The organism is Brevundimonas mediterranea (assembly GCF_011064825.1).
Classification (GTDB): Bacteria; Pseudomonadota; Alphaproteobacteria; order Caulobacterales; family Caulobacteraceae; genus Brevundimonas; species Brevundimonas mediterranea_A.
On record NZ_CP048751.1, the window covers coordinates 1,516,353 to 1,530,536 of the forward strand.

Here is a 14,184-nt window from a genome sequence, read left to right on the forward strand (position 1 = left end):
AATAGCCAGTTTGTCGCAATTCGACGAAATGACCCGTCGCCTGATCCAATTGTTCGTCGGCCTGATCCTCTACGGCCTGTCCATCGCCCTGATCGTGCGCGCCGATCTGGGGCTGGACCCGTGGGACGTCCTGACCCAGGGCGTATTCGAACGGTTCGCCGGCCCGGCGGGTATCAGCTTCGGCCTGGTCGTCAACCTGATCGGTATGGCGGTGCTGGTCCTGTGGATTCCGCTGCGCCAGCGGCCAGGAATCGGCACTCTGGCCAATGTTCTGGTCATCGGCGTGGTGGCGGGGTTTGGTCTGGACTGGCTGCCGACAGACCTGGGCCTACCCGTCAGGGCCGTTCTATTAGGTGCAGGAATCCTGCTGAACGGTGTGGCCAGCGGTGCCTATATCGGCGCGGGTCTCGGTCCGGGGCCGCGCGACGGCCTGATGACCGGGATTTTCGCGCGCACCGGCTGGCCGGTGAAATGGGTCAGGACGACGATAGAAGTGATCGTGGTGGCCGTCGGCTGGACCCTTGGCGGATCCGTGGGCCTGGGCACAGTGGTCTACGCCGTCAGCATCGGCCCGCTGGTCCACGTCTTCCTGCCGATGTTCACGATCCGGACGCCAGCTGAGCCTCAGGGCTGCAAACGGTACCCGCCGGCGTCGGTCAGCAGCAGGCGGGCCTGGCCGGGTTCGGGCTCGATCTTCTGGCGCAGGCGATAGATATGGGTTTCCAGCGTGTGGGTGGTGACGCCGGCGTTATAGCCCCAGACCTCGGTCAGAAGTTCCTCGCGCGACACGGGCTTGGCGCCGGCGCGGTAGAGGTATTTCAGGATGTTGGTTTCCTTTTCGGTCAACCGCACCTTCTTGCCCTTGGCGTCCATCAGCACCTTGGCGGCGGGCCGGAACTCATAGGGGCCGATGGAGAAGACGGCGTCTTCCGACTGTTCGTGGCTGCGCAGATGGGCGCGGATGCGGGCCAGCAGGACGGCGAACCGGAAGGGCTTGGTCACATAGTCGTTGGCGCCCGCGTCCAGGCCCAGGATGGCGTCGGCGTCGGCGGCCTGGGCCGTCAGCATGATGACCGGGGTGGAGACCCCGTCCTTGCGCAGCAGGCGGCAGGCCTCGCGCCCATCCATGTCCGGCAGATCGACGTCCAGCAGGATCAGGTCGGCGCGGATCTCGCGCCCCATCCTCACCCCGTCCGTAGCGGTCGCTGCCTGCTGGGTCTTGAACTCCTCGTGGAGGTTCAACTGCTCGGCCAACGCCTCGCGCAGGTCGTCGTCGTCGTCGATGATCAATATGGTCTTGGGCGTGGGCATGTTCAGACAATGGCGAGGCTTGGCCCCCGCGCCAAGGCTTGGGGGTGCGAATTCACGTCGGGTTACGGCCTAGAGGCGGTTTAAGGTCGATTTCGTTCCCCAAACAACGCCGTTCCCACCCGGACATGGGTCGCGCCGCAGCGGATCGCAGTCTCGTAGTCGCCGCTCATCCCCATCGACAGGACCGACAGGCCGTTGCGTTCGGCCATGTCGCGCAGCAGGGCGAAATGCGGTTCGGCCGCCTGATCCGCAGGGGGAATGCACATCAGACCCTCGACCGTCAGGCCGTAGGTCCGTCGCGCCGTGTCGATCAGGGCGGCGGCGGCCTCGGGCAGGACGCCGGCCTTTTGCGGCTCGGCGCCGGTATTGACCTGAACCAGAACGCGCGGCGATCGGCCGCGCTTCTGCGCCGCCTCGGCCAGGGCGCGGGCCAGCTTCTCGCGGTCCAGGGTCTCGATCACGTCGAACAGGACGACGGCGTCCTCGGCCTTGTTGGTCTGCAGGGGGCCGATCAACCGTAGCTCCAATCCGTCCAGACCCGACAGCCGTTCGGTCCAGCGCGCCTGCGCCTCCTGCACCCGGTTCTCGCCGAACACCCGCTGACCCGTCGCCAGGATGGCGTCGATCGCCTCATCCGGCTGGGTCTTGGAGACGGCCGTCAGGGTGACGGCGGCGGGATCTCGTCCAGCGGCGTGGCAGGCCGCGTCGATCCGGGCGCGGACGCCGGCGACCCTTTCGGCGATGGACGGGAGGGGCGAAGCGGGGGAAGAAGGGGTCATGATCCTGCCGGCCGGTTACAGCGACGACGCGCGCGCGCTCTGGGATGCGGCGACCGCTCTAAACCGCGCCGCCGCCGCTGTCAGCCCGAGCGTCGCCCGGTTGCCGCCGCTGCTGTTCTTCACCGACCCGGACCGCACGTCCCGCCCGTGGGAGACCGTGGCCCGTCTGCCGGCCGGATCGGGGGTGGTCTATCGCGCCTTCGGAGCGGCCGACGCCATCCAGACGGGCCGTCGGTTGCGGGAGGCGACGCGGGGCGCCGGGGTGAAACTGCTGGTCGGGCGAGACGCTGATCTGGCGGAGATCCTGGAAGCGGACGGGCTGCATCTGCCCGAGCGCGAGGCGAGACAGGCGCGATCGGTTGGCCGGGCTCATCCCGATTGGCTGCTGACCGCCGCCTGGCATGGGGGCCGGCCCATAACCGAAGGTCTCGACGCCCTGGTTCTGTCGCCGGTGTTTCCGGCCGGCGGCGCTTCGGCGGTAAAGCCCGCGCTGGGCGTCGCCGAATTCGGACGATGGATTCAGGATGTCGATCTGCCGGTCTATGCCCTGGGCGGGATCGGACCGGATAATGTCGCGTCCTTGACGGGATCGGGGGCCTGCGGACTGGCCGGGGTGGAGGCGATACAGTCCGCCTTCCATAGTTGAGCCCGTCTCGGCGCTTCGCAGAAGCCGCGCCGTCGGTGTCGATCGCGAATCAGAAGTTGAAGATGGTCTCGAGCCGCACACGGGGCTGGGTTCGGCCATTGGTCTCAGGCGCCCGGGCCGGATCCGCTTCGCGCGAAGCCACAGCAGCGGCGGCGCCGACGCGCAGACGATCGTTCAGACGGTAATAGGCGCCCGCCTCGACATCGCCCCAGTCAGTCTCGCGCCCGACCGGTTGGTTCAGATTGAAATCCAAACCCCACCGACCCTGGTCGTTCAGGCGCAGACCGCGACGCTGTTGCGACGGCGCATTGCGCTGGGCGGCCTGGGCTTCCGACAGGGTGACGCTCGGCGCGCGCGTCGGCGCAGCGTTCTGGGCAAGCGCCGGCGCAGAGACGGCGAGCGCCATCGTCGCAAAAATCACAGCCGAGACATCGCCGAAACGCATTCTGAACCCTTTGAACGCCCTCGAGTGAAGACGTCCTACCCTGAACCGACCTTGATATGGTCGTGGACGCCGCGATTAGACACCGGGGGTCCGCCCGGTCAACGCAACGTGGTCTTGATGTCGGGGTTCCGCTGCATTGTTGCAGTGCGATGTGGCTCAAGCGTCACGGGATTTGACGCCAAATGGAGCGTTGCTGTCAGCGACCTGTCACGGAACGGCGCAACTCGTATCGCCGCGGGGCCGCACTTCGCCTTGTCATCGCCCCTTTTGCCCGTGTTATAGAGCCACGCAGCGGCGCGAACTTACGCGCGGCGCCCTGCGCGCGTGTGGGCGAGGGCCTTCACGTCCCTGAGTTTACGGAGACTTCCTTGATGAGCCTCAACAAGGCCCTGGTTCGCGGCGTCGCCATCGCCCTGGTCTCGGGCGTCGCCCTGAGCGCCTGCTCGAGCATCCCCTTTGTCGGCGGCGACAAGAAGACCCCCAAGACGAACGTGCAGCAAGGCATCGGCGTCAACGGCTATCTGTGGCGCGCCTCGCTCGACACCCTCAGCTTCATGCCGCTGCTGACCGCTGATCCCTGGGGCGGCGTGATCAACTACGATTGGTACACCAATCCCCAGACGCCGAACGAGCGCTTCAAGGCGACCGTCTTCATCCTGGACACCCGTCTGCGCGCCGATGCGCTGAACGTCACGGTAACCAAGGAAGTGAAGGGCGCGGACGGTCAATGGACCGCCGCCCCGGTCGCCGCCCAGACCGAGGCGGACCTGGAAAACGCCATTCTGACCAAGGCGCGCCAACTGAACCTGTCTAACGCAGGCTGACTTTCTGGTTGGCGCTGCCGCCCTTCGGGCTAGTTGAGCGCCGATTGGTCTGAGTTCGGTCGTCGTTGAGGCGACGAGAACGCATTTTTCTTGGGCGCTGTCGTCCTTCGGGCTAGTTGAGCACGGAGGGCGGCAGCGCCCTTTTGACTTTCAGGACGACCGTGGCCCGTTACGAACCCAAGACCGCCGAACCCCGCCAACAGGCCCGCTGGGCCGAGGCCTCCGCCTTCGTGACGAAGGACACCGGCCGGCCGAAATACTATGTGCTCGAGATGTTCCCCTATCCGTCGGGCAACATCCACATGGGCCACGCCCGCAACTATGTGATGGGCGATGTGGTGGCGCGGTCCAAGCGCGCCCAGGGCTATGACGTCCTGCACCCGATGGGCTGGGACGCCTTCGGCATGCCGGCCGAGAACGCGGCCATGGAACGCGGCATCCACCCCAAGGGCTGGACCTACGACAATATCGCCCAGATGCGGGACCAGCTGAAACTGCTGGGCCTGTCGCTGGACTGGTCGCGCGAGTTCGCCACCTGCGACCCGGAATATTATGGCAAGCAGCAGGCCTGGTTCCTGGAGCTGTATCGGCGCGGCCTGGTCTATCGCAAGGACGGGGTGGTCAACTGGGACCCGGTCGACAACACCGTCCTGGCCAATGAGCAGGTGATCGACGGGCGCGGCTGGCGTTCGGGCGCGGTGGTCGAAAAGCGCAAGCTGAACCAGTGGTTCCTGCGCATCACCGACTATGCCGACGACCTGATCGACGGTCTGAAGACCCTGGACCGCTGGCCCGAGAAGGTCCGGCTGATGCAGGAGAACTGGATCGGTCGGTCCAAGGGTCTGCAGATGACCTGGAAATGGGCGGGCGAAGCGCCGGCGGCTTCGCCTGACGGTCTGGAAATCTACACCACCCGCCCGGACACGCTGTATGGCGCGTCCTTCATGGGCATCGCGCCGGACCATCCCATCGCCAAGGCCCTGGCGGAGGCCGACCCGGCCGTCGCTGACTTCGTCGCCAAATGCCGTGCCGGCGGCACGTCCCAGGCCGACATCGACCAGGCCGAGAAGATCGGCTGGGACACGGGCCTGAAGGCCGTCCATCCCTTTACAGGGGCGGAAATCCCCGTCTGGATCGCCAACTTCATCCTGTCCGAATACGGCACGGGCGCCATCTTCGCCTGCCCGGCCCACGACCAGCGCGACCTGGACTTCGCCCGCAAATACGGCCTGCCGGTGATCCCCGTGGTCCGCCCCGAGGGCGCCGGCGACGACTTCGCCGTGGGCGACGAGGCCTATACGGGCCCGGGCTCCATCTTCCATTCCGACTTCCTGGACGGCCTGGACATCGAGGCCGCCAAGGCCGAGGCGGTCCGCCGCATTGAGGCGGCCGGCACGGGCAAGGGCGCGACCATCTATCGCCTGCGTGACTGGGGCGTGTCGCGCCAGCGGTATTGGGGTTGCCCGATCCCGATCATCCACTGCCCGTCCTGCGGGCCGGTGGAGGTTCCCGCCGATCAGTTGCCGGTCGTCCTGCCCGACGACGTGACCTTCGACGTGCCCGGCAATCCGCTGGACCGCCATCCCAGCTGGAAACACGTTCAATGCCCGTCCTGCGGCCAGGACGCGACGCGCGAGACCGACACGCTCGACACCTTCGTCGACTCCAGCTGGTATTTCGCCCGCTTCACCGACCCGACGGCGGCCGAGCCGATCAACACCGAGGCGGCGAACCGCTGGCTGCCTGTGGATCAGTATATCGGCGGGGTCGAGCACGCGGTGCTGCACCTGCTGTACGCCCGCTTCATCACCCGCGCCCTGTCCGACGCCGGCATGCTGTCGGTGAAGGAGCCCTTCGCCGGCCTGTTCACGCAAGGCATGGTGGTCCACGAGACCTATCGTCGCGAGAACGGCCAGTGGGTCGAGCCTACCGACGTCGAGCTGACCAATGCTGACGGCGTCCGCTCCGCCCGCCAGCTGTCGACCGGCGAGACCCTGATGATCGGCGACATCGAGAAGATGTCCAAGTCCAAGAAGAACGTCGTCGCGCCCCAGGAAATCCTGGAATCGCACGGCGTGGACGCCGGCCGTCTGTTCGTCCTGTCGGACAGCCCGCCTGAGCGGGACGTGCAATGGACCCCCGGCGGGGTCGAGGGCGCCAGCCGATTCGTGCAGCGCACCTGGACCCTGTTCGACGCCTATGACGCGGGCTTCGCCGGCGAGGACAAGGCCAACGCCGAACTGCTGCGCGAGACGCACAAGGCGATCAAGGCCGTGTCCGAGGGCGTGGAGGGCTTCCGCTTCAACTCGGCCATCGCCAAGCTGTACGCCTTCGTCGCCACCGTCCGCGACAGCGCCCAGGCCGGCGGCGACGCCAAGCGTCAGGCCCTGTCGGCCCTGGCGCGATTGATCGCTCCCTTCACCCCGCACCTGGCCGAAGAATGCTGGACGCGGCTGGGTGAAGACGGGATGGTTCTGGACGCGCCGTGGCCTGTGTGGGACGCTGCGCTGGCGGCCGACGACGAGGTGGTTCTGCCCATCCAGATCAACGGCAAGCGTCGCGCGGAAATCCGCGTGCCGCGCGGCATGGAGCCCGCCGAGGTCGAGGCCATGGTTCTGGCCGACGAGACCGTGCAGGCGCGGCTGGAGGGTCTGAGCGTGAAGAAGATCGTCGTGGTCAAGGACCGGATCGTCAATCTGGTGGCCGGCTGATGCGGGGCGCGGCGGCCTTTGCGGCTCTGACTGTGCTGGGGGCGTCCCTGGCGGTCTCGGCCTGCGGCTTCACCCCGATCTACGCCGAGCCGGCCATGGGGTCGTCCCTGCGCAGGATCGCCGTATCCACTCAGGATGACCGTCTGGGCTATCGTCTGCGCGAACAGCTGGAAGACGCCTTGGCCTGGGATCAGTCGGCCACGCCCCTGTATCGCCTGACGACACAGGTCGAACAGAGCCGCCGCTCGCTGGGCCGTCGGATCGACGATACGGCCACCCGCTACGAACTGACGGTCAAGGCCGCCTGGACCCTGACGCCGGCGGCAGGCGGAACGCCCGTCACCGGCGTGGAGACCGTCACCACCACCTATGCGACCGCCGACCAGCCCTATGCCGCCATCGCCGCCCAGCAGGACGGCGAGGAGCGCGCCGCGGCGGAACTGGCCCGCCTGATCCGACTGGACCTCATGCAGGCGCTGTCGAACCGGTGATCCTCGCCAAACGCCCAGAGATCGATCGCTTTCTGAAGGCGCCCGATCCGGCTGTCCGGGCGGCCGTCATCCACGGCAAGGACCGGTCGGGCGTCGCCGAACGGGCCGAGGTCCTGTGCCGCGCGATCACGCCGGACCTGAACGACCCTTTCAACGTCACGGTCCTAACCGACAGCGACATCGACAGCGACGAAAGCAAGCTGGAGGAGGCCCTGACGGCCATGTCCCTGATGGGCGGGCGTCGTCTGGTGCGGATCCGTCTGTCGGCGCTGAAACCCGGCGTGGACAAGGCGGTCGCCGCCGCCGTGAAGATTCATGCCGAGGGCGGCTATAACCCCGACGCCATGCTGGTGGTCGAGGCCGACCAGCTGGGCCGCGAATCCGCTCTGCGCAAGACCGCCGAGAAGGAGGCCGGGGCCGTCGGCATCGTCTGCTACGAGGACGAGACCGGCGACATCGCCCGCATGACCCGCGAGGCCCTGGCCGCCGACAAGGTGGGGCTGACGGCGGACGCCTTGGACCGGTTTGTCGGCCGACTGCCGCGCGAGCGGGGCCTGATGCGCCAGGAGATCGAGCGCCTGGCCCTGTTCATCGGCCCCGGCTCGGGCCGGACCATTGATGTCGAAGAGCTGGAGCAGCATCTGGGCGTCGAACCCGACGCCTCCCTGTCCGATGCGGCGCTTCAGGCCTTCGGCGCCCGGCCCGGCCCGGCCCAATCGGGTTTGAGACGGGCCTTCGCCGAGGGTGAATCCTCGGTCCTGGCCGTGCGGTCCGCCGCCCTGCACCTGGGAAGGCTGCGCCGGATCAATATCCTGCAGGCCAATGGAGCGGGGGCCAAGGAGGCGGCCAAGGCGGCTGGGGTCTTCTGGAAGCAGGAGGCGGAGATGCTACGCCAGGCCCGGGCCTGGCGGCTGGAGGCGCTGGACGAGGTGCTGGACAGTATCAACACCGCCGACGTCGCCACCAAGACGACCGGAATGCCGGATCAATTGATCGCCGAACGCCTGCTGCTGGAAATCGCCGGCCGCGCGCGCAGGCTCGGTCTTTAATGTCCCTCCTCCCACGAAACGGGAGGAAACGAAGCCTCAGCCCCGCTTCGAAGCCTTTCGGAAGGCCGGTTGGGCCATGGCGACATTCCGCGCCGAGACGCTCTTTTCCTCAGCCTTGGCGCCGACCTGGGCGTTAAAGCCATGACCCGCCTTGGCCTTCTTGGCGGCCACGGCCTGTTTCAGTTTGTCGGCGGCGGAGGGGGCGGTTTCGTCGGTCATGGATTGATCCTAGCACGTCCTCGGCGATGAGTCTGGCGTCTCAGGCGCGCATCAGCCGCCGGCAAAGGTCGTCCAACTGTTCCAGCGAGCCGTAGCGGATCGTCAGTTCACCCTTGCCGCTGCGGTCGTTCAGCTGGACATTCAGGCCCAGAGCGTCGGCAAGATCCTGTTGCAGGGCGGCGACATCGGCCGCCCCCTCCCCGCCCTCGGCCGGCTTGGGCTTGACCGGCTTGGGGCCTTCCGCCGCGCGCCGCGCCAGGGCCTCGACCTGACGCACGTTCAGCCCTTCATTGTAGGCCTGTTCAGCCAGGGCGGCGGCGTGGGGCGCGGTGATCAGGGCGCGGGCGTGACCGGCGGTCAGCTTGCCGTTTCGGACGTACCAGAGCACTTCCTCCGGCAACTGCAGCAGCCGCAGGGTGTTGGCGATGTGACTGCGGCTCTTGCCGACGATGCCCGCCACCTGGTCCTGGGTGCGTCCGAACCGTTCCATCAGCACCCGATAGGCGTCGGCCTCTTCCAGCGGATTCAGGTCGGCGCGCTGGACGTTTTCGATTATTGCGACTTCGAACACCTCGACGTCGTCCATCTCGTGGACGACGATCGGCACCTCGGTCAGCCGAGCGGCCTGGGACGCACGCCAGCGGCGCTCACCGGCGATGATCTGCCAGACCCCGTCCTCGCCGGGCTGCGACCGGACCAGAATGGGTTGCAGCACGCCCTTGTCGCGGATCGAGGCCGTCAGCTCTTCCAGATGTTCCTGGGTGAAGATCTTCCGCGGTTGATCAGGATTGGGCTTCAGGCTCTCGATCGGCACGCGTTGAACGCCCGAAGGCAGGGTCGCGCCCGCCGCCGTCGGCGCTTCGACAGCCTCGCCCATCAGGGCCGAAAGACCCCGTCCAAGACCTCTTTGTCGTTCAGCCAAGATACTGTTCCGTTTCTTCTTTTAAACTCGTGGACCGGTCGGTCGGGATCAGGCGGCCAGCTTCAGCCGCTGGCGTTCGCGCTTCACCACTTCCTTGGCCAGACGCAGATAGGCCTGGCTGCCCGCGCATTTCAGATCATATATCAGGGCCGGCTTGCCGAAGGACGGCGCCTCCGCCACCCGGACGTTGCGGGGGATGACGCTGTCATAGACCTTGTCGCCGAAATGGGCTCGCACGTCATTGGCCACCTGGCCCGACAGGGCGCTGCGGCGGTCATACATGGTCAGGACCAGACCCTGGATTTCAAGGGCGGGATTCAGGCTTTGCTTGACCATGTCGATGGTCCGCATCAGCTGGCTGAGCCCCTCCAGAGCGAAGAACTCGCACTGAAGCGGCACCAGGACCGCATCGGCCGCCGCCATCGCGTTCAGGGTCAGGAGGTTTAGAGAGGGCGGACAGTCGATCAACACATAGTCATACGCGGTAGGGCCGTGATCATGGGCCCGCAAGGCGTCACGCAAACGATAGGACCGACGGTCGGCCTGGCTCAATTCGATCTCGACACCGGACATGTCGGCGTCGGCCGGCACGATCCACAGACCGGGCACTGTCGTCTGCACGGCAGCGTCATCGACCGAGCGCTGATCGACAACCACGTCATAGATGGTGACGCGGCGTGTTTCACGTGGAACACCCAGACCGGTCGAGGCATTGCCCTGGGGGTCCATGTCCACGATCAGCACGCGCTTGCCGATGGCGGCCAGGGCGGTGCCGAGATTGATGGCGGTCGTCGTCTTGCCCACGCCGCCCTTCTGGTTGGATACGGCGAGGACGCGGGCAGGCAGTTTGTTAGTGCTTGGGGCGGGCACGTCGAACACTCCGGACTGTCACGATGCGGCCGCGCGGGTCGCTTTGCGACGGGGCCAGTTCAGCGTCGAGATGCCAGGATTTCCGCGCCTCAATCAACTCGGATTCGGCCTTCTCCCCCTTCAGGAACAGACCTTGTGCACCCCTTTGGAAGTAGGGCTGTGCATAACCCAGCAATCGCTCCATCGGCGCGACAGCACGGGCGGTGACGATATCGCATTTGACCGCCTGCTCCTCCGCCCGACCGTTGATCACGGTCGCCGGCAGATCCATGACATCGACGATCTCCTGCAAGAACCGACACCGTTTCCCGAGGCTGTCGATTAGCCAGACATGCGCGCCCGGGGCGTCCTTCAGCAGAATAGCCAGAACCACGCCCGGGAACCCCGCCCCAGCGCCGAGATCAGCCCAGGTGCGGGCCCCAGGCGCATGGGTCAACAGCTGGGCGCTGTCCCAGGCGTGGCGGTTCCAGAAATCCGGGAGACTGTCCGGGCCGACCAGGTTCATCACCGAATTGGCTTCGCTCAGCCGGATACGGAAATCATCCAGATCCGCTATCTGCTGCGACGTCGCGCCGGCCTTGCCCTGAAAGAGGGTCTTTTCGGCATTCAGCATCAGGCCGCCACCCCTCCCTGGACCGAGGTCTTGGGCGCCCTCTTCACATGCGCCAGCAGGGCCGTGAGAGCGCCAGGCGTCATGCCCTCGATCCGGCCCGCCTGGCCGAGGGTGCGGGGCTGCACTCGCGCCAGCTTTTCCTTCACTTCATTCGAAAGACTGCCGATGGCGGCATAGTCGAGGTCCGTGGGCAGAAGCAGACCCTCTTCGGTGCGCAAGGCCTCGGCGTCGATCAACTGCCGGTCCAGGTAGTTGGCGTAGCCGGCGTCTATTTCCACCTGCTCCCGCACCTCGGCGTCCCAAGAGGCGACGACCGGATGGGTCTGGACGAAATGATCCAGCGTCACATCAGGAAACGCCAACAGTTCCCGCATGGAACGCCGTCTGCCATCCGCGTTGACTGGAATTCCAATGGCGTTGGCTTCCTTCGGCGTGAACAGGGTTTCACGTGAAACAATGCCGGCCTCGGACAGTTTTTGGGCCTTAAGCTCAAAACATTTCCGGCGCTCAGGTCCCACGATCCCAAGCGCGATAGCCAGCGGCGTCAGTCGCTGATCGGCGTTGTCCGCCCTCAGGGTCAGCCTGTACTCGGCCCGGCTGGTGAACATCCGATAGGGTTCAGTCACCCCCCGCGTCACCAGGTCGTCGATCATCACACCGATATAGGCCTGGTCACGACCCAGGATCACCGGCGCATCCTCCCCAGCCGTGCGGGCCGCATTCAGGCCGGCCATCAAGCCCTGGGCCGCCGCCTCCTCATATCCCGTGGTGCCGTTGATCTGGCCGGCCAGATAGAGACCGGGCCGCTTCTTGACCTCAAGGGCGGGGCTCAGCTCGCGTGGATCGACGTAGTCGTATTCGATGGCGTAGCCGTAGCGGAACACCTCCACCGCCTCCAGGCCGGGGATGGTCCGAAGGAACGCCAATTGGGTCGGTTCCGACACCGAAGTGGAGATACCGTTGGGATAGACGGTGGGATCATCCAGACCTTCTGGTTCCAGGAAGATCTGATGGCTCGTCTTGTCGGCGAACCGCACGACCTTGTCCTCGATCGACGGGCAATAGCGGGGTCCACGGCCCGACAGCTTGCCGCCATAGACCGCGCTCTCGCCCAGGTTCTCGGCGATGATGCGATGAGTTTCCTCGGTCGTATGGGTAACGCCGCAAGCGATCTGCGGCACGTCGATCCGGTCCGTCATGAAGGAAAAGGCGGACGGCGTCTCGTCCGCCTGCTGCATCTCCAGCCGGTCCCAGGCGATGGTTCGTCCGTCCAGCCGCGCCGGCGTTCCGGTCTTCAGCCGCCCCATCATCAGGTCGGCGGCGTGAAGATCAGCGGCCAAACCGGTCGAGGGATCCTCGCCGTGACGACCTGCCGGAATCCTTTCATCGCCCCGGTGGATGACGCCGTTCAAGAAGGTGCCGGTCGTCAAGACCACGGCCCCTGCCCTCACCCTCTCCCCGGTCCCGGTCGTCACGCCGACCACGCGATCGCCGTCCAGGATCAAACCCTCAGCCGTTCCCGCCATCAGGCTCAGGTTCGGCGTCCGAGCCAACTCCGCCTGCATGGCCTCGCGGTACAGACGGCGATCGATCTGGCTTCGGGGACCGCGCACGGCCGCGCCCTTGGACCGGTTCAGGAGACGGAACTGGATTCCTGACACGTCCGCCAGACGTCCCATGATCCCGTCCAACGCATCGATCTCACGCACCAGATGGCCCTTGCCCAGGCCGCCAATGGCGGGATTGCACGACATTTCGCCGATGGTTTCCAGCTTCTGGGTCAGCAACAGAGTCCGCGCGCCAGCACGGGATGAAGCGGCGGCGGCTTCACAACCGGCGTGACCGCCGCCGATGACGACGACGTCGTAGGAAATCTCTAGGGGGGAGTTCATCCCCGCCACATAGTCCAGATGGACGGTTTTCGCTACACCACAGACCGGCGCCCGGTTCGAAGATCGGTGGTATTACCTAAGGTGTTTCACGTGAAACACCGGTATTACTTGCCGATGCAGAAGGTCGAAAACACCTCGCCAAGGATATCTTCAACCCCGATCGCCCCCGTCACCCTCGACAGGGCCTCGGCCGCACGCCGCAGGTCCTCGCCGGCCATCTCTGGCCCGGCATCCAAGGCACGCCGCCCGGCCTCCACCGCCTCCAGGGCCTCATTCAGGCGCAGACGGTGACGCTCCCGCGTAACCGCCGGAAAATCGGCGCCCGATAGATCCTGCGCCAGCCGCGTCGCAATCCAGTCGCGCAGAAGCAACAGACCCTCCCCACTGCGGCTGCTGACCTCGATTCGGTCGAAGCCCCCGCTTGGAACAGACCCACCGAGGTCGGCCTTGTTCGCCACGACCAGATCGCCTGGTCTGGCATAGGCCGCCGCCACGCCATCGGGATCGCCTGGCGCCCTGACCCAAAGACGCAGATCCGCCTGTTCGGCCCGCATCCGCGCCCGCCGCACGCCTTCCGCCTCGACAGGATCAGCGCTCTCTCTCAGGCCCGCCGTGTCGGACAGGGTCACGGCATAGCCGCCGATCACCAGGTCGGCGTCCAGCACATCCCGCGTCGTACCGGCGATGGGCGTGACGATGGCCGCCTCCCGTTCGACCAGGGCGTTGAACAGCGATGACTTGCCGGCATTGGTTTCGCCGATCAGGACGATGCGATAGCCGTCGCGCACCCGCTCGCCCCGTCGCCCCGTATCCACGGCGCGCCGCAAATCCTCGGCCAATCGGTCAAGAACCGGTCCGGCCGTCCGGGCCAGATTGTCGGGTACGTCCTCATCCGGAAAATCGATCTCCGCCTCGACCAAGGCCAGGGCGTGGAGCAGATCCCGGCGAAAGCCCGCATAGGTCTCGCTGAGCTTCCCGTCGAGCTGGCCCAGGGCCTGCCGCGCCTGGGCGGCCGTCTCGGCGTCGATCAGGTCAGCCACCGCCTCGGCCTGGGCCAGGTCCATCCGCCCGTTCTGAAAGGCGCGGCGGGTGAACTCCCCCGGTTCGGCCGGCCGTACGCCCAGAGCGATCAGGGCGCCGCTGGCCGCTTCCACGACCGCTCGGCCGCCATGCAGATGGAGTTCGGCGGAGTCCTCACCGGTATAGGAATGAGGCGCGACGAAACGAAGCACCAGGGCCTGGTCGATGTGGTCGCCGGCGTAGGCCAGGTCTCGGACCGAGGCCATTCGAGGCTTCAATCGAGTGGCGCCAAGCGCCGTCAAGGCCGCATCAACGCCCGGCCCCGACAGACGCATGACGGCGATGGCCCCACGGCCGGGCGGCGTCGCAAGGGCGAAGATCGTATCTTGCAT

General features: G+C 66.5%; 15 protein-coding genes. 6 read left to right on the forward strand and 9 right to left on the reverse strand.

The window, feature by feature from the left end; translation table 11 throughout:
• Positions 1–10 precede the first annotated feature (10 nt).
• Positions 11–712, forward strand: a complete 702-nt coding sequence (locus tag GYM46_RS07370) for a YczE/YyaS/YitT family protein (protein WP_197019752.1) — start codon at positions 11–13, stop codon at positions 710–712.
• Here the strand turns inward: GYM46_RS07370 and GYM46_RS07375 are convergent.
• Both GYM46_RS07375 and GYM46_RS07380 read right to left on the reverse strand, forming a co-directional pair.
• On the reverse strand, positions 625–1,311 hold the full coding sequence (locus GYM46_RS07375) for a response regulator transcription factor (protein WP_008263939.1): 687 nt from the start codon (positions 1,309–1,311) through the stop codon (positions 625–627). The genes GYM46_RS07370 and GYM46_RS07375 overlap by 88 nt on opposite strands.
• A gap of 80 nt (positions 1,312–1,391) precedes the next feature.
• Positions 1,392–2,090, reverse strand: a complete 699-nt coding sequence (locus tag GYM46_RS07380; protein ID WP_008264309.1) for a YggS family pyridoxal phosphate-dependent enzyme — start codon at positions 2,088–2,090, stop codon at positions 1,392–1,394.
• Between GYM46_RS07380 and GYM46_RS07385 the strand changes: the two genes are divergently transcribed.
• Positions 2,089–2,736, forward strand: coding sequence for a thiamine phosphate synthase (locus GYM46_RS07385; RefSeq protein ID WP_008260325.1), 648 nt, complete (start codon positions 2,089–2,091; stop codon positions 2,734–2,736). The genes GYM46_RS07380 and GYM46_RS07385 overlap by 2 nt on opposite strands.
• A gap of 49 nt (positions 2,737–2,785) precedes the next feature.
• Here GYM46_RS07385 and GYM46_RS07390 read toward each other — a convergent pair whose 3' ends face one another.
• Positions 2,786–3,181, reverse strand: coding sequence for an NtrZ family periplasmic regulatory protein (locus GYM46_RS07390; protein WP_008262093.1), 396 nt, complete (start codon positions 3,179–3,181; stop codon positions 2,786–2,788).
• 371 nt (positions 3,182–3,552) lie between these two features.
• Here GYM46_RS07390 and GYM46_RS07395 point away from each other — a divergent pair, with 371 nt between their 5' ends.
• From GYM46_RS07395 to holA, 4 genes are all read left to right on the forward strand, one after another.
• Positions 3,553–4,005, forward strand: coding sequence for a DUF3576 domain-containing protein (locus tag GYM46_RS07395; RefSeq protein WP_008259790.1), 453 nt, complete (start codon positions 3,553–3,555; stop codon positions 4,003–4,005).
• 161 nt (positions 4,006–4,166) lie between these two features.
• Positions 4,167–6,716, forward strand: coding sequence for a leucine--tRNA ligase (leuS, locus tag GYM46_RS07400; protein ID WP_008259812.1), 2,550 nt, complete (start codon positions 4,167–4,169; stop codon positions 6,714–6,716).
• Positions 6,716–7,207: an LPS assembly lipoprotein LptE gene (gene lptE / locus GYM46_RS07405; protein ID WP_035308316.1), complete on the forward strand. Its 492-nt coding sequence runs from the start codon at positions 6,716–6,718 to the stop codon at positions 7,205–7,207. Before leuS ends, lptE begins: the two co-directional genes overlap by 1 nt.
• On the forward strand, positions 7,204–8,256 hold the full coding sequence (holA, locus tag GYM46_RS07410) for a DNA polymerase III subunit delta (RefSeq protein ID WP_008260001.1): 1,053 nt from the start codon (positions 7,204–7,206) through the stop codon (positions 8,254–8,256). Before lptE ends, holA begins: the two co-directional genes overlap by 4 nt.
• A 36-nt stretch (positions 8,257–8,292) precedes the next feature.
• Here holA and GYM46_RS07415 read toward each other — a convergent pair whose 3' ends face one another.
• The 6 genes from GYM46_RS07415 to mnmE all read right to left on the reverse strand — a co-directional run bounded on the left by GYM46_RS07415 (position 8,293) and on the right by mnmE (position 14,184).
• Complete coding sequence (locus tag GYM46_RS07415; RefSeq protein ID WP_008258835.1) at positions 8,293–8,475, reverse strand: hypothetical protein; 183 nt, start codon at positions 8,473–8,475, stop codon at positions 8,293–8,295.
• 40 nt (positions 8,476–8,515) lie between these two features.
• The gene (locus tag GYM46_RS07420; protein ID WP_198004257.1) at positions 8,516–9,397 is read right to left on the reverse strand and encodes a ParB/RepB/Spo0J family partition protein; all 882 of its coding nucleotides are present in this window, start codon (positions 9,395–9,397) and stop codon (positions 8,516–8,518) included.
• 48 nt (positions 9,398–9,445) lie between these two features.
• Positions 9,446–10,243 (reverse strand): ParA family protein, encoded by a 798-nt coding sequence (locus GYM46_RS07425; RefSeq protein WP_035308345.1) that lies wholly within the window; start codon positions 10,241–10,243, stop codon positions 9,446–9,448.
• Positions 10,244–10,247: 4 nt separating this feature from the next.
• On the reverse strand, positions 10,248–10,880 hold the full coding sequence (gene rsmG / locus GYM46_RS07430) for a 16S rRNA (guanine(527)-N(7))-methyltransferase RsmG (protein ID WP_008259488.1): 633 nt from the start codon (positions 10,878–10,880) through the stop codon (positions 10,248–10,250).
• Positions 10,880–12,772 carry a tRNA uridine-5-carboxymethylaminomethyl(34) synthesis enzyme MnmG gene (gene mnmG / locus GYM46_RS07435; protein ID WP_008263004.1) on the reverse strand — a complete coding sequence of 631 codons (1,893 nt, stop codon included), beginning with the start codon at positions 12,770–12,772 and terminating at the stop codon, positions 10,880–10,882. Before mnmG ends, rsmG begins: the two co-directional genes overlap by 1 nt.
• 104 nt (positions 12,773–12,876) lie before the next feature.
• Entirely contained in the window at positions 12,877–14,184 is a 1,308-nt protein-coding gene (mnmE, locus tag GYM46_RS07440) for a tRNA uridine-5-carboxymethylaminomethyl(34) synthesis GTPase MnmE (RefSeq protein ID WP_040349862.1), read from the reverse strand.

Bases quoted from the DNA above. Each gene is read 5' to 3' on its own strand.
- GYM46_RS07375 (WP_008263939.1), bottom strand. From the start codon at position 1,311: ATGCCCACGCCCAAGACCATATTGATCATCGACGACGACGACGACCTG.
- GYM46_RS07385 (WP_008260325.1), top strand. From the start codon at position 2,089: ATGATCCTGCCGGCCGGTTACAGCGACGACGCGCGCGCGCTCTGGGAT.
- GYM46_RS07380 (WP_008264309.1), bottom strand. From the start codon at position 2,090: ATGACCCCTTCTTCCCCCGCTTCGCCCCTCCCGTCCATCGCCGAAAGG.
- GYM46_RS07390 (WP_008262093.1), bottom strand. From the start codon at position 3,181: ATGCGTTTCGGCGATGTCTCGGCTGTGATTTTTGCGACGATGGCGCTC.
- GYM46_RS07395 (WP_008259790.1), top strand. From the start codon at position 3,553: ATGAGCCTCAACAAGGCCCTGGTTCGCGGCGTCGCCATCGCCCTGGTC.
- lptE (WP_035308316.1), top strand. From the start codon at position 6,716: ATGCGGGGCGCGGCGGCCTTTGCGGCTCTGACTGTGCTGGGGGCGTCC.
- GYM46_RS07415 (WP_008258835.1), bottom strand. From the start codon at position 8,475: ATGACCGACGAAACCGCCCCCTCCGCCGCCGACAAACTGAAACAGGCC.
- rsmG (WP_008259488.1), bottom strand. From the start codon at position 10,880: ATGCTGAATGCCGAAAAGACCCTCTTTCAGGGCAAGGCCGGCGCGACG.
- mnmG (WP_008263004.1), bottom strand. From the start codon at position 12,772: ATGAACTCCCCCCTAGAGATTTCCTACGACGTCGTCGTCATCGGCGGC.
- mnmE (WP_040349862.1), bottom strand. From the start codon at position 14,184: ATGCAAGATACGATCTTCGCCCTTGCGACGCCGCCCGGCCGTGGGGCC.